Origin of the sequence: Vibrio sp. (assembly GCF_047973365.1) — a bacterium.
GTDB lineage: Bacteria > Pseudomonadota > Gammaproteobacteria > Enterobacterales > Vibrionaceae > Vibrio.
In genome coordinates, this window is sequence record NZ_JBKEBW010000050.1 from 35,101 (window position 1) to 49,386 (window position 14,286).

Annotated in this window: 11 protein-coding genes; 9 read left to right on the forward strand and 2 right to left on the reverse strand. The window is 42.5% G+C overall.

All coding sequences use genetic code 11. From position 1 onward, the window contains the following. Positions 1-10: 10 nt before the first annotated feature. On the reverse strand, positions 11-1,579 hold the full coding sequence (locus ACK5MF_RS07125; RefSeq protein ID WP_416920730.1) for an XrtA system polysaccharide chain length determinant: 1,569 nt from the start codon (positions 1,577-1,579) through the stop codon (positions 11-13). A gap of 17 nt (positions 1,580-1,596) precedes the next feature. Continuing rightward, positions 1,597-2,244 carry an XrtA/PEP-CTERM system exopolysaccharide export protein gene (locus ACK5MF_RS07130; RefSeq protein WP_416920732.1) on the reverse strand — a complete coding sequence of 216 codons (648 nt, stop codon included), beginning with the start codon at positions 2,242-2,244 and terminating at the stop codon, positions 1,597-1,599. Between the two features lie 705 nt (positions 2,245-2,949). On the opposite strand from ACK5MF_RS07130, the gene ACK5MF_RS07135 reads away from it, so the two are divergent. Genes ACK5MF_RS07135 through ACK5MF_RS07175 form a run of 9 tightly spaced genes read left to right on the forward strand, consistent with a single transcriptional unit; the run spans position 2,950 to position 14,085 of the window. Beyond that, the gene (locus tag ACK5MF_RS07135) at positions 2,950-4,356 is read left to right on the forward strand and encodes a TIGR03013 family XrtA/PEP-CTERM system glycosyltransferase (protein ID WP_416920734.1); all 1,407 of its coding nucleotides are present in this window, start codon (positions 2,950-2,952) and stop codon (positions 4,354-4,356) included. 33 nt (positions 4,357-4,389) lie between these two features. Then, positions 4,390-5,235 carry an XrtA system polysaccharide deacetylase gene (locus ACK5MF_RS07140; RefSeq protein WP_416920736.1) on the forward strand — a complete coding sequence of 282 codons (846 nt, stop codon included), beginning with the start codon at positions 4,390-4,392 and terminating at the stop codon, positions 5,233-5,235. Next, complete coding sequence (locus ACK5MF_RS07145) at positions 5,228-6,283, forward strand: FemAB family XrtA/PEP-CTERM system-associated protein (protein WP_416920738.1); 1,056 nt, start codon at positions 5,228-5,230, stop codon at positions 6,281-6,283. The genes ACK5MF_RS07140 and ACK5MF_RS07145 overlap by 8 nt, the downstream gene beginning before the upstream one ends. A 4-nt stretch (positions 6,284-6,287) precedes the next feature. Beyond that, positions 6,288-7,508, forward strand: a complete 1,221-nt coding sequence (locus ACK5MF_RS07150; RefSeq protein WP_416920740.1) for a TIGR03087 family PEP-CTERM/XrtA system glycosyltransferase — start codon at positions 6,288-6,290, stop codon at positions 7,506-7,508. Beyond that, positions 7,498-8,949, forward strand: coding sequence for an exosortase A (xrtA, locus tag ACK5MF_RS07155; RefSeq protein WP_416920742.1), 1,452 nt, complete (start codon positions 7,498-7,500; stop codon positions 8,947-8,949). Before ACK5MF_RS07150 ends, xrtA begins: the two co-directional genes overlap by 11 nt. A 15-nt stretch (positions 8,950-8,964) precedes the next feature. Next, positions 8,965-10,848: an XrtA/PEP-CTERM system amidotransferase gene (locus ACK5MF_RS07160; protein WP_416920744.1), complete on the forward strand. Its 1,884-nt coding sequence runs from the start codon at positions 8,965-8,967 to the stop codon at positions 10,846-10,848. Next, a complete protein-coding gene (locus ACK5MF_RS07165) occupies positions 10,848-12,050 on the forward strand; it encodes a glycosyltransferase family 4 protein (protein ID WP_416920745.1) in 1,203 nt (400 codons plus the stop codon). The genes ACK5MF_RS07160 and ACK5MF_RS07165 overlap by 1 nt, the downstream gene beginning before the upstream one ends. Before the next feature lie 55 nt (positions 12,051-12,105). After that, positions 12,106-12,891, forward strand: a complete 786-nt coding sequence (locus tag ACK5MF_RS07170; protein WP_416920747.1) for a glycosyltransferase family 25 protein — start codon at positions 12,106-12,108, stop codon at positions 12,889-12,891. 33 nt (positions 12,892-12,924) lie between these two features. Beyond that, positions 12,925-14,085, forward strand: coding sequence for a glycosyltransferase family 4 protein (locus tag ACK5MF_RS07175; RefSeq protein WP_416920749.1), 1,161 nt, complete (start codon positions 12,925-12,927; stop codon positions 14,083-14,085). Positions 14,086-14,286: the final 201 nt, after the last annotated feature.

Here is a 14,286-nt window from a genome sequence, read left to right on the forward strand (position 1 = left end):
AAAGTCATCCCTAAATCAATCGGTTATTCAAAATCACATTGATGCTTTTAACGATATCCTCTCGGACCATCGGCATCATGTTCATCGCTACAAATGCGGCAAATAGAGCAAGTAATAGTACGTTCGAAAAAATGAAAGCCCTCATTTTACGTTTTTCCCATCGAGCTAAACCGGATACTTCTGTAGCCGACACCACGCCCAAAACAGGTAGATCAAACAGTTGAACCAGATCCCGGCTAGAAGAAATCACTGGCGATACCTGACTAACCAAAAAAGAAACGCCAACACCGGCTCCCATCGATAGTACCAATACACCGACTAGCAATATCGTTCTTGGCGGTCCGGATGGCTTAGTCGCAATTCGCGGTGGATCAATAATACGAAACTTAATATCATCAGAAGAGTTATCGACACTTTTAGAAATCAACGCGCTCTCTTTTCGCGATAATAACTGCTCATATTTATCTTTAGTAATATTGTAATTACGGGTTAAAGCGGTAAGCTTTGCTTCCACATCGGGGACTTTATCCAGGCTCTGTTGTAATTCAGCAATGCGTGACTTGTACTGCTCAACCCGGGTACTTAAAGAAGCAACTTCATTTTCCAACTGACTAAAGTTTATCTTCAGATCTTGATAGACCATGTTGCTTTTTAACATCTCATCTGTTGTATAACCCGACAACTTCGCTTTTTTGAGTCCATTGAGCTGTTCCAGTTGACGGCGAGTTTCAATGACGTCCGGGTGTTTTTCGGTATAACGAAACAGCAAATCATCCAGACGGTGTTGTAGTGAATCAATACGATCGTCATATTCAGTACGCATTTTTTCCAACTCGCTGGTTGATTTACGCTGCTCCTGAAGCATCTGACTTCGAACCGAATCAAACCGCGAGCGAGTTTCATTTAGCTGCAATTGAGCTGTTTCCAACGCCGCTTTATTTTGTTCAAGTTGCTGACGATATCCTGAACCACTTCCAGGCATAAAATTAAAATATTCCCTCTTAAATGCAGCCAACTTCTGCTCAGCATCGATCAGTCTCGTTTCATAATCTGCAATTTGCGAGGTAATAATTTTACTGGCGTTGTCCGTATCGATCCTCTGCTCCGACAACGTATTCTCAACAAACACATTGAGTGCAGCCTGCACCACATTTTTAACGTAAACCGGATCGGCCCCTGAATAGCTAATGGTATAGAGGTTCTCTCTGCCGCCAGACTGGATCTCGATATTCGTTTCCAGATCTTTAATTATCTGCTCATATTGATGGCTATTATGCGCTCTGACATCGGCATCCACATTTCTCGCAATAATTTCTAAGTTCCCTCTGCTGAGCAATGTTTTAACCATTAATTCCAACTCTTTTGTTGGATCGGTTTGAATCGCTAGACCACGTAACAAAGGTTGCAAAATAGAGCGAGTATCCGCGTGTATACGAGCTTCAGATGAATACTGACTCGGAAGCATGGTAACCAATGCCCATCCAATAGGACAAACTATCCAGACCACCATCAGGATATAACGCCTCTTTAACCAGACACCGCGCAGATAGCCGATCATCTGTTCAAATATTTCCTGCATATAACTGTTACCCTAATTTAAAACCACGCTTCAGGAATAATAATGATATCGCCAGGTAAGATATCCACGTTGGCCTGCATATCGCCCTCTTGGATTAAATCCGCCATTTTCAGCCGATACTGTTGCTGTTTGCCATTAACAATGCGAACTAAGCTAGCACTATTACCGTCGGCATATTCAGTCAGGCCCCCGACTTGGATCATGACATCCAGCAATGTCATATTCTCCGCATAACTGATCGCTTTAGGATCTAACGCCTCACCGAACACCCGAACTTGTTCACTGAAGGGGCCTTTAAAATCATTAACAATCACAGAGACAATCGGGTCTTTTAAATACAGTGACAACTTATTCTCTATTTCACGTGCTAGCTGCGTCGGTGTTTTACCTGACGCGACGATGTCTTCCACCAGAGAGGTGGTGATTTTTCCATCGGGTCTAACAATATAGTTCCCTGATACTTCAGGATTTCCCCAAACAAAGACATTTAGCGAATCACCGGACCCGATCAGATAGTTATAATTATCAATATCTTTGGTCAAAGAGGGATGGATAGTCGCTGTTGGTAGCTCAGAGAAAGAGCTCGAACATGCGGCAATTAACAGAATCAGGCTTAGCACGACAACACGCCTAAACCTACCTAGCCATTCGTCAAAATTTTTCATGGTAATACCCACCGTCTAATTGAATATTGTTCCGTGTTTGTATTATTAAACTTTCTATAACCACTTAGTTTTCCATAACCACTTAAGGGTGAACGAACGTAGACCCCATAGCAAAACATAAAGCGCTGCACCTTCGAATAGGAAGAATATATCGTTTACCTTCTCAGTTTAGTCCTAGTTAGGTCACGAAAGCCTTTATGATATTTATTTAAGACTACTAAAACCAATAATTAAATAAAATTCCGTGATTAATCATCCAAAAGATAAATGATGAACATTAATACCACAAGATTTTCCCAAAATAGATCTCGATCCAAGAATACGATAGTAAGAATATGATAATAAATGTCATAGAAAATACATAAATGTCAATATTTAACCATGAGTTAAATTTAAATTAATCCATTTCTAATCTTAGGTTAGATCAAAAGTTCAGAATAAATAAAATTTTTCTAATACTTTTAAATATTACTCTAAACATAATAATGAATTTTTGTTTTTCTTATTTTTGCAACGATTATTTTATTGCCTTAACAGGCATAAATAAGATAGTTATAGATTAATATAATATGTGAATCGTTTTCACTCTTACTGACAATCAGAATCAAGCCATAAACATAATCAAATGAAATCTATGGTTATTTTACTAAATAATAGCCGTAGATGCTTGTGTTGGTTATGCAAAAAAATCACTAAGGAATGTATATGAAAGGGTCGCACTACAGCGAATTTAAGCCTAGCAGCAGCGTGATTGTCACTTCAGATGTAGTCTCTATCTTATGCTCATTTCTTATTTATGAGATAGTTATAAATAAATATACATCGCTACCTAACCTAATACATGACATATGGAATCATTCTTATGTTTATTTATTCATTTCTTTTCCCATCTTGTTATTAATGCTTCTGGCCGTTGGCTTATACAACGGTCGACTAAGAGTCGATCATTCAGGAATTAATCGACGAATACTAATGGCCGTTTGTCTTGCTTATATACTGGTAAAATCCATTTATCACATCACACTCTTCACTGAGCCATCAAACCATTTCATCGAATATAATTTCTCCACCGTGCTCATCGCTCTTATGTTCGTACGGTTTATTATCAGTAAAACACCTTATCAAGATTTATGGGTAAAACGCATTTTAATCCTTGGTGTTGGAAGACGGGCTAGCCTTATTGAACAATATATGCGACGTAAAAGTGACCGAGTTGGTATCGATATTGTCGGATTTGTAAAGATGAAAGGGGATGCTGAAGGTAGCATTGAAAATAACAAAACGATTGTTTTAGACCAGGCATTAGAATCCTTTGTTGTGATCAATAATATTGATGAAGTGGTCATTGCATGCGACGAAAGAAGAGATGTTCTGGTTAATGACAGCCTGTTCAATTGTCGACGTAATGGTGTAAAAATAATTGATATTATTGATTTTTTTGAACGAGAAACCGGTCAAATTGCAGTAAACCACATTTATCCATCATGGATCATTTATGGTACTAGCCATATCCTTGACAGCCCACTGCGTAACACTTTGTACTGGGCATTTAATACTGTTATTGCCTTATGTATTTTTGCCGTTACTTGGCCCTTTATGTTGATAACCGCCATCGCGATTAAGCTTGAAGATGGCTTAAATGCGCCTGTGTTGTATTCACAAAAAAGAACGGGATTGAACGGCAAAGTATTTAGTATTTATAAGTTCCGTAGCATGCGAATTGATGCCGAAAAAGATGGCATTAAATGGGCGCAACAAAGAGATCCTAGGGTGACCCGAGTGGGGGAACTGATACGTAAATACCGAGTGGATGAACTCCCGCAATTATTTAATGTTATCAGAGGAGATATGGACTTCGTTGGTCCCCGGCCAGAGCGCCCAGAGTTCACCAAGGTTTTTGTCCATGCGATTCCCTACTACGGACACCGCTTCAATGTCAAACCTGGCTTGACCGGTTGGGCCCAGCTCAAATACCCCTACGGAAGCAATGAAAATGATGCGCTTGAGAAACTGAAATACGACTTATATTACATAAAAAATCGTGGCTTCCTGTTTGATATTTTGATTTTACTCAGGACAGCAGAAATCATTCTGTTTGGCAAAGGGCGTTAGAAATCTAACCAAAACAAAGGTGATAAGTCGGCCATGGAAAAGGTTAACCGTAATGCCATGACGGTAGATGTCGAAGACTATTTTCAAGTCGCTGCATTTGCCAACCAAGTTCCATTTTCAGATTGGGGGCAAAGCAAGTTTCCAATTAGAGCGGAGAATAATACCGATAAACTATTAGATTTGTTTGCAAAACATAATGCCAAGGCAACGTTTTTTGTCTTGGGCTGGATAGCAGAGGCTCGACCACAAATAATTAAAAAGATCGTCGCACAAGGTCATGAATTAGCAAGCCATGGTTATGCGCACCAGAAAGCCAATACTCAAACACCCGAAAGCTTTCGTGCTGATGTTTACCGTAGCAAAGCATTCTTGGAAGATACTGCGGGGGTTGCAATCAAAGGGTATCGAGCACCCAGTTTTTCGATAGATCCAAGTAACGAATGGGCCTTTGAGATCCTATCCGAACTCGGCTTTACGTTTAGCAGCAGCACTTACCCAATTAAACATGATTTATACGGTGCCCCTAACTGGCCTCGTTACAAGTACCTTCGACCTGAAGGCATCATAGAAATTCCTATTCCGACCAGCAGAACCGCAGGAATTAGCCTGCCGGTTGGCGGCGGGGGGTTCTTTAGGCTGTATCCATATTTACTGAGCAAACTATTGATTAATGGTTTCATCAAGCAGACTCAGCAACCTTACTGTTTTTACTTCCACCCATGGGAAATTGATCACACACAGCCAAGAATGACCGGTGCACCTCTGAAGTCTAAATTTCGCCATTATCTGAATCTGCACCGCATGGAAGGCCGCCTTGAACGGCTGTTGCATGATTTTAACTGGGACACGATGAGTAAGGTATACCAACTGCATGGATAATAAAATTGCACAACAGTCAGAGATCCGAACCGCCACTAGTGAAGATTTATCTTTATGGGATGCGTATGTTCACCAACACCCGAAAGGAAGTTTTTTTCATCTGTCGGGTTGGATCACAGTGATCACTCATGTTTTTCAACATCGGCAGCGCTATTTAATCGCGATGCAAAATGACCAAGTGGTTGGTGTGTTACCTTTGGTAGAACAAAAAAGCTGGCTATTTGGTCATGCACTGATATCGACCCCTTTTTGTGTTTATGGTGGTGCCATCGCAGACAGTGAGACGATTGAACATCAACTGGAAGCCGCAGCCTACCAACTAGGCTGCCAGTTGAACGTAGACTACGTTGAACTTCGGGACAGAGACTATAAACAGAGTCAGTCACCTTGGGTCGAACATTGCCATCATTCTACATTTTTCAGCCCAATCGCTGATACTCCTGATGAAATTCTGGCCGCAGTCAAAAGAAAGCAACGGGCGGTAATCCGTCATTCGTTAAACAACGGATTGGATTGGGATAACCAATCCAATCCCTACCTCTGTTATGACATTTATGCCGAAAGTGTGCGCAACCTGGGCACTCCAGTGTTCAGTAAACAGTTATTTATTTTGTTGACTCAAGTATTTAGCAAACAATGCGAAACGTTGATTGTTCGTTCCCGCGACGGCGTGCCGATTTCAAGTGTACTGAGCTTTTACTATAAAGGGGAAGTCCTGCCTTACTATGGCGGTGGAACTGCGGATGCTCGGACACTCAAAAGTAATGACTATATGTATTACCAACTGATGTGCCTTGCCCGAAATAAAGGTCAGCAACGATTTGATTTCGGGCGCAGTAAAAATGATTCCGGATCATATCACTATAAAAAAAACTGGGGCATGCAAGAGCAACCACTGCATTACCGGATCGCACTGATCAACAGCCGAGAGATGCCGAACCTATCACCAAATAACCCAAAATATAGATATTTTATCTCGCTCTGGCAGAAGTTGCCGCTGTGGCTTAGCCGGGTCCTGGGTCCTTATTTGTCTAAATATCTGGGATAAGACTATGAAAGAAAAATTACTCTATCTTTGTCATCGGATCCCCTTTCCTGCAAATAAAGGAGATAAAATAACCACCTGCAATATTCTCAGATTTCTTAATCAGCACTACGAGATCTATCTGGGGTGTTTTATTGATGACCCTTTTGACCATAAGTATAAAGAAAATGTACAAGCCTTATGTAAAGAAGCTTTTTTTGTCGATTTGCATCCTAAGTTAGCCAAAGTTAAAGGGCTACAAGCCTTCTTCTCCGGTGACCCAATAACACTGCCGCACTATTTCAGTTCTAAAATGCAGCAGTGGGTAAAGCGGACTGTCGACGAGAATCAAATTGAAAAAGCGCTTATCTACTCAGGATGTATGGCTCAATATGTGCTGAATGCTAGAGTCCCAAAGCTACATAAAGTTATGCACTTTGCTGATATCGATTCCGATAAATGGAAACAATACGCGCAAAAGTCATCCGGAGTGATGCGCTGGGTGTACAACCGTGAACACCGAACTCTGGAGCAATACGAAAGGCACGTTGCTCAGTGCTGTGATATCAGCTGCTTTATTTCTGATACTGAAACCGCACTATTTCGCTCCCAGCTTTCACCTGAGGAGAGAAATAAAATTCAAACACTGAGCAATGGTCTTGATAGTGAATTTTTTTCCCCTTCTGCTCAGCACCAACTGGCTGAAAACTATCCATTAAATAGCCAGAATTTTCTGGTGTTCACTGGTGCTATGGACTATTGGGCGAATGCGGATGCTGTGGAATGGTTTGTGAATAATGTTTGGCGGGATGTTCACCGTAAGCACCCGGACAGTTATTTCTACATTGTCGGCTCATCGCCAAGCAAAGATGTACTTAATCTGCAACAAGTACCCGGGGTGGTTGTTACCGGACGAGTCGAAGATGTCAGACCTTATATGTACTATGCGAAAGCATCTGTTGCACCAATGCAAATCGCCCGCGGAATTCAAAATAAAATTCTTGAAGCAATGGCGATGGAACGTCCGGTTATTACCACCCGATTAGGTATCGAAGGGATCGATAACTACCCGACAGAAGCCGTGTTTGTTTCTGATTCGGCAGAAACGCAAAAGCAGTGGGCGGAAGATTTATTAAGCCAGGCATCCAGGAAAGCAACCACCTCACGCCGTTGGTTACAAAGTCACTATAGCTGGGATGCCAAACTGAACTCACTGCTCAGCTATTTAGAGAAACAGTATGAGTCATAGCGTTCATCTGGTCACCAGATTCACTCTGCCATTATTTGTCTGGTTATTAGCCTTTTGGCAATCCATCGACAATATGGTTGGCGTGTGGGCGCAATCAAAAACTTACGAACATTGTTATCTGATCATTCCCATCTGCCTGTGGCTTGTATGGCAAAAAAAACCACAAATCCGCAACACGCCGCTGAGTATTGCCTTTCTGCCGGCATTACTGGTGATCTTTCCAAGTTTACTTTGGATAGTAGGACGCACGGCTGGAATTGCCTTTTTTGAACACGTTGCGGTGGTGACCAGCCTGCAATTAATCCTCTGGGCACTCATTGGACATCCACTGGCCAGGGTACTCGCCTTTCCACTGATTTACCTCGGATTTTGTATTCCGTTTGGTGAAGAATTAATTCCATTGCTCCAGAGCGTAACCGCGCACTTCTCGGTCGTCATGGTACGGTTGTCCGGCGTTCCCGTATTCAGAGAAGGACTCTATTTAACGCTGCCCAATGGGCAGTTTGAAATTGCTGAAGCTTGCTCTGGTATCCGTTTTTTAATATCCAGTATTGCGCTCGGCACCTTATTCGCTCATGTCTTTTTTGTCAAAAAATGGAAATTCTTTCTATATGTCCTGTTTTCTTGCCTATTTCCTATTTTGGCGAATGGCATACGTGCTTACGGCATCATTATGATTGGTTACCTGAGTGGTATGAAATACGCAACCGGAGCAGACCACCTCATTTATGGTTGGCTATTCTTTGCGTTGGTCATCGCGATGATGTTGTTATTTTCCTGGCGATTTCAGGATATATCCCAAGATCAAGCTTCTCTCTCCCCAGTATCTAAACAGCCCCACGACGTTAAACCGAGTGGCGACCAAATCACTGCAACCATAATCATCCTGGTGGATATCATGCTTGGGGTACAACTGTGGAACCATTCCATTGAATCTAAAGAGCAGGTACTGCGTCACCCTATTAATCAGCCGCAAAATACAACTCAGATTGCATCTTCAGATTGGGGGATCCACTTCCCATTAGCCAAACAATCCAGACTTCTGCAGACCAATAATAAGGACACCGAAATTTTTACCGCACTTTACTCCCTATATCAGAAGAAAGGCGAATTAATCAGTTATGAGAATCAGATATACAACAAAGAGTACTGGTCTCTGCTGGGGCAGAAAACGATCCGTTTAAGCTCATTCAATGGTGCATCATTTCCGGCAACGTTACTTGAAGTCGTCAACCACTCTGGTCAAAAAATGAAAATTTTGTATTGGTACTGCATCAACGATAGCTGTTCAAACAATAAATTACGTCTCAAGCTGCAGAAAACCGTGTCTGTACTTTCAGGAGAACCCGGTTTTAGCCAGATTAACGCTATCGCAAGCCCGGTTTATTCAGAGCATGATCTGCAAATTTTTGCCAGTGACTGGATATCGAACAAGCTATAAAGGAATTAAGTCGTTATGTGTGGAATTTCAGGAATATTCAATTTGCAACAGGCTCGACTCATCGATATAGAGCTGCTTAGACAAATTAATCGTGTCCAAGCCCACCGGGGCCCCGATGATGAAGGCTTTTTTATTGATGAATGCGTTGGACTCGCCCACCGACGTCTTGCGATTATCGATCTGTCCGGCGGGCACCAACCCGTATTCAACGAAGACGAATCTGTCTGTGTGGTTTTTAACGGCGAAATTTATAACTTCAAACCCTTGGTGAGGGAACTCAGCCAGCTCGGCCATCAGTTTTCAACCTTATCGGATACAGAAGTGATTGTGCATGCTTGGGAAGAGTGGGGAGTGCGATGTCTGGAGCGATTTCGGGGTATGTATACTTTTGCCGTTTGGGACAGAAAGACAAAGCAACTGTTTATTGCACGTGACCGTGTGGGTAAAAAACCACTGCACTACACCGTGACCAGCAAAGGACAACTGATTTTTGCTTCTGAATTAAAAGTATTACTTGCCCACCCAGATGTGGATAAAACACTGCGCAATCAAATGGCTGAGGAATTCCTGATGTTTGGCTACATTCCGGATCCTTATACCGCCTATAAAAATATTCATAAGCTCAGTGCAGGGCATTACCTGTTACTCACTCCACAAGGCAAAGTCACGCAAAACGAATATTGGGATTTACCTGCGCCGGCGCAGTTTCTATCCTGGGAACAAACACAAGGTGAGTTGATTGAGCGAATTCAGGAAGCGGTAAAACTTCGCATGTTAGCCGATGTGCCGCTTGGCGCATTTTTGTCCGGCGGTGTCGACTCCAGTGCCATTGTCGCGTTAATGGCCGGTTTGCAAAACGAAGCTGTGAATACCTGCTCAATCGGATTCGACGAACAGGCATTTGACGAGAGTGAATACGCGACGCAAATTGCTGAGCGTTACCACACAAACCATTTAAGCAAAGTGGTTTCGGCTCAGGAATACGACCTTATCGACCAACTGGTGGACATTTATGATGAACCTTTCGCAGACAGCTCAGCTCTGCCGACCTATCGGGTATGTCAGTTGGCACGGCAATCGGTCAAAGTGGTGCTGTCTGGTGATGGAGGAGACGAAATTTTTGCCGGCTACCGCCGACATCGATTACAACTTGCAGAAGCCCGTTTACGCAATAAATTGCCTCACGCGTTTCGCCAACCCTTGTTTGGCACTTTGGGCAAGATCTACCCGAAAGCAGACTGGGCGCCGCAGCGCTTTCGGGCTAAAACAACTTTTCAGTCGTTGGCAATGAATTCTGTCGAAGCGTATGGCAATACCATGTCCCGTTTACGAGCAGGGCAACGGCAGCAACTATTTACAAAAGAATATTTGGACTCGCTCAGTGGTTATTCAGGAAATGAAATCATCAAGCATCACGCCATGAAAGCACCAACGGACGATCCGCTGAAGTTCATTCAATATCTCGATATAAAAACCTGGCTACCCGGAGACATTTTAACCAAGATGGATCGCGCCAGCATGGCCAATTCGCTCGAAGTAAGAGCCCCCTTACTTGACCACAAACTGATGGAATGGGCCTTTGCGATTAACAGCTCAGACAATATACGTAACCATCAGGGTAAGTATGCATTTAAGAAGGCTCTGGAACCTTATGTGGATCATAACATCCTTTACCGCCGCAAAATGGGCTTCAGTATTCCGATATCGCAATGGTTCAGAGGCCCTCTAAAACACAAGCTAGAAGAGAATGTTTTATCGCAGACGATGTTCGACAGCGGCTATTTTGCTCCTCAGCGTTTAAAACAACTCGTGAATGAACATATCAGTGGTCGTAGCGATCATGGTGATTCACTCTGGTGCCTGCTGATGTTCAGTCAATTCCTCAATCGGTGTCAATAATGAAAATACTCACTGTCAGTACGTTATTTCCGTATCAGAATAACCCAAAGCATGGCATCTTCGTCGAAACACGCCTTCGCCATTTAATGCAGCATGATCCTGATATCGAAGCGAAAGTGATTGCACCTATCCCTTATTTCCCGTTTACACATCGTGTATTTGGTGGCTATGCAGAAAATGCAAAAGCACCCATGTTTGAAGTTCGACATGGCGTTGAAGTCTATCACCCGCGATATCTTGTGATTCCCAAAATAGGCATGACATTAACACCAACAACACTCGCCAATGCGATTTATAGACAGGCAAAAAAGATCATCGCCAGTGGCTATGATTTCGACCTGATAGACGGTCACTATTTTTACCCTGACGGAGTGGCCATTGAAATGGCGGCAAAAAAATTGAGCAAGCCATTTACCGTGACCGCCAGAGGAACAGATATCAACCTGATCCCTCAGTTTGAAAAGCCTAAAAAGCAGATCCAGCATGTACTGAAAACCAGCGGCCATAATATGGCGGTATGCGAAGCGCTAAGACAAGAAATGCTCCGCTTAGGAGCCAATCCGGAAAAGGTCACCACATTGAGAAATGGCGTTGACTTAGATCTATTCACGTTTTCAAACAAACAGCGTCAACAACAACTCAGGCAACAACTCAATCTGCCGGAAAAACAATCAATCATTATTTCCACCGGACACTTGATTGAACGTAAAGGTCACCATCTGGTAATTGAAGCAGTCAGTCAAATTGCCAATGGATTGCTACTTATTGCTGGTGATGGTCCGGAAAAGAAAAACCTTCACCATTTGGTCGAAAAAATCGGTTTAGAAAGCAGAGTTATCTTTCTCGGCAGTATTAGCCAAAGGGAATTAGCCCTGTATTACGGAGCCTCTGACGTTTTAGTACTCGCCTCCAGTCGTGAGGGTTGGGCAAATGTTCTTCTAGAAGCCATGGCATGCGGCACCCCTGTGGTAGCAACCGATATTTGGGGAACACCAGAGGTGGTAAGAACGGCGATAGCGGGTAAGTTAGTCAAGCGCGAAGCCAGTCAAATAGCTCAGGGGTTAAAGCAATTACTCAATGCCCTTCCGCAAAGAGAGTTCACTCGACGCTACGCAGAACAATTTGATTGGAGTTCAACCTCACAGGGACAAGTGAGTATATTTAAACAAATGCTCCGTCAGCAGAGAGAAATTAGCAAATAAACCCCTGATGTTTTTAATTATCTAGCGGTTATTATTTAGTAGATAAGGAAATCATATGTTAGCTAAAGTCATATCCCTAAAAAACTGTATTCGGCGAAATACCATTGGCGAAAGATTAAAAGGAATATCGTATACTATATTTAATGCCATAGATATCAACACAATAGATATCAACAACGATGAACAAAAAAATATTTTTGATTCTACGATAGCCACTATTGTTTATGGCAGAAAACTGATGCCTAGCGAAATCGGCTGTTCCATTAGCCATTTTTTGCTTATAAAGGAATTCGTCAACAACAATTCGCATGATGAATGGCTAGTCATATTTGAAGACGATATTACAGCAGAGCCTTCCCTTAATATTTTTTTAAACAATATAGACACGATAACCTTAGACAAACCGACGATTCTTTTGTTAGGTCATAGCCACACAAGAAAAAACACCATTAAATTGCAGAAACTTAAACAACCACTACATGATAAAAGAGACGTTAATGGCGTCCAGTTTGGTGTCAATGACCACATAAACTACTGTGGTGCCGTTGCGTATATGGCAAATCGTTCCGCAGTACGATTAATATCCAGTCTAAATAAAGTTTTTTGGTTATCTGATGACTGGGAAAAAATAAAAAATTTCGGCATCGAGGTTCTACATCCCGAAACACCACTCGCTTATGAAGACCCCAGTTTTGAAAGCACAATAGGAAACAATCAATATAATTTCCATAGTTTAAGCCATCGACCAGTATTTCAATTAATAAAAATACTTGTTTCACAATTTCGCCACATAATGAAATATAACGATCCAAAAAATACTTTTTTCAAATTTAGACCTTAAAGATCGTCTCATAAATAGGATTTAATAAAAATAATGAAAATACTTTATCACCATCGCATTGCTTCTAAAGACGGACAATATGTACATATTGAGGAAATCATTAAAGCCCTTAAAGCGATGGGACATGAAATTATTATGGTTTCACCTCAGGTGGCTGAAAATGCCCACTTTGGTAACGATGGTGGTTGGGTAGCCAAAATCAGGTCAAACGTACCGCGAATCATTTCTGAGCTATTAGAATTTACCTATGCGTTTTGGGTTTTCTTCAAGCTATGCCACGCCATCATCAGGCATCGTCCGGATGGTATCTACGAGCGGTACAACTTATATCTACCCGCGGGGATATGGGCCAAAAAGTTATTTCGACTAAAACTATTGCTCGAAGTGAATTCGCCCCTCTATGACGAGCGCAAGAAATATGGCGGCTTAGCACTGGATAAACTGGCCAAGTGGTCAGAATATTATACTTGGCGTAATGCGGACCACGTATTGCCTGTGACGCAGGTTTTAGCTAACTACATTACCAAGGCGGGGGTTACGAGCAATCGTATTACGGTGATACCTAATGGTATCGACCCTGATCGCTTCTATCCTTCGGATCAAGGTAATCGAGATAAACGATATCAACACAAACTCGTTATCGGTTTTGTCGGATTTTGCCGTGAATGGCACATTCTTGATGAAGTCATGGCGCTCATAGCAAGAGAAAACAATCCGGGGCTGGTATTTTTGATTGTTGGTGACGGGCCGGTGGCAGGGCAACTTATACATCAATCCCGAAGCTTAAATATTGAAAACAATTTTCACATCACAGGGTTGGTAGAGCGTGTCGATATGCCCTATTGGCTAGACCAAATCGATATTGCGATTCAACCCGCCGTAACCCCTTGGGCATCACCACTTAAACTGATCGAATATCTCGCTAAAGGCAAAGCCATCGTGGCTCCGGATACGCCCAACATCAAAGAGCTTCTGGTCGATAATGTTAATGCTGTGTTGTTCAATCACAACGACCAGAGCAATATGATTGAGAGTATAAAAAAAATCATAAGCGACGATATATTGCGACAACAACTGCAACTCGGCGCACAGAAGACCATTCAAGAACGCGGGCTAACCTGGCGACAAAACGCTCAATGTATTACCCACTTATTCGACTACAGGCCCGAAACATCCGAGGTTACACCATCCTAGGTAAAAATATGATCAGATTGAACATCGATGGAACAGCGAATGAGCGTCGAACACAAACACGCCTTATTTTTTATAAGAGCGGCCTTCCATGGGGCTCCGCCGAGCCATCCATGGCTCGGAGGGTTTGCTTATCGGCGCCCATTCACTGATCAGAAAGTTTTCCAGGATGGTATTAAAGCGTAACCAGAAAATATTACCTCT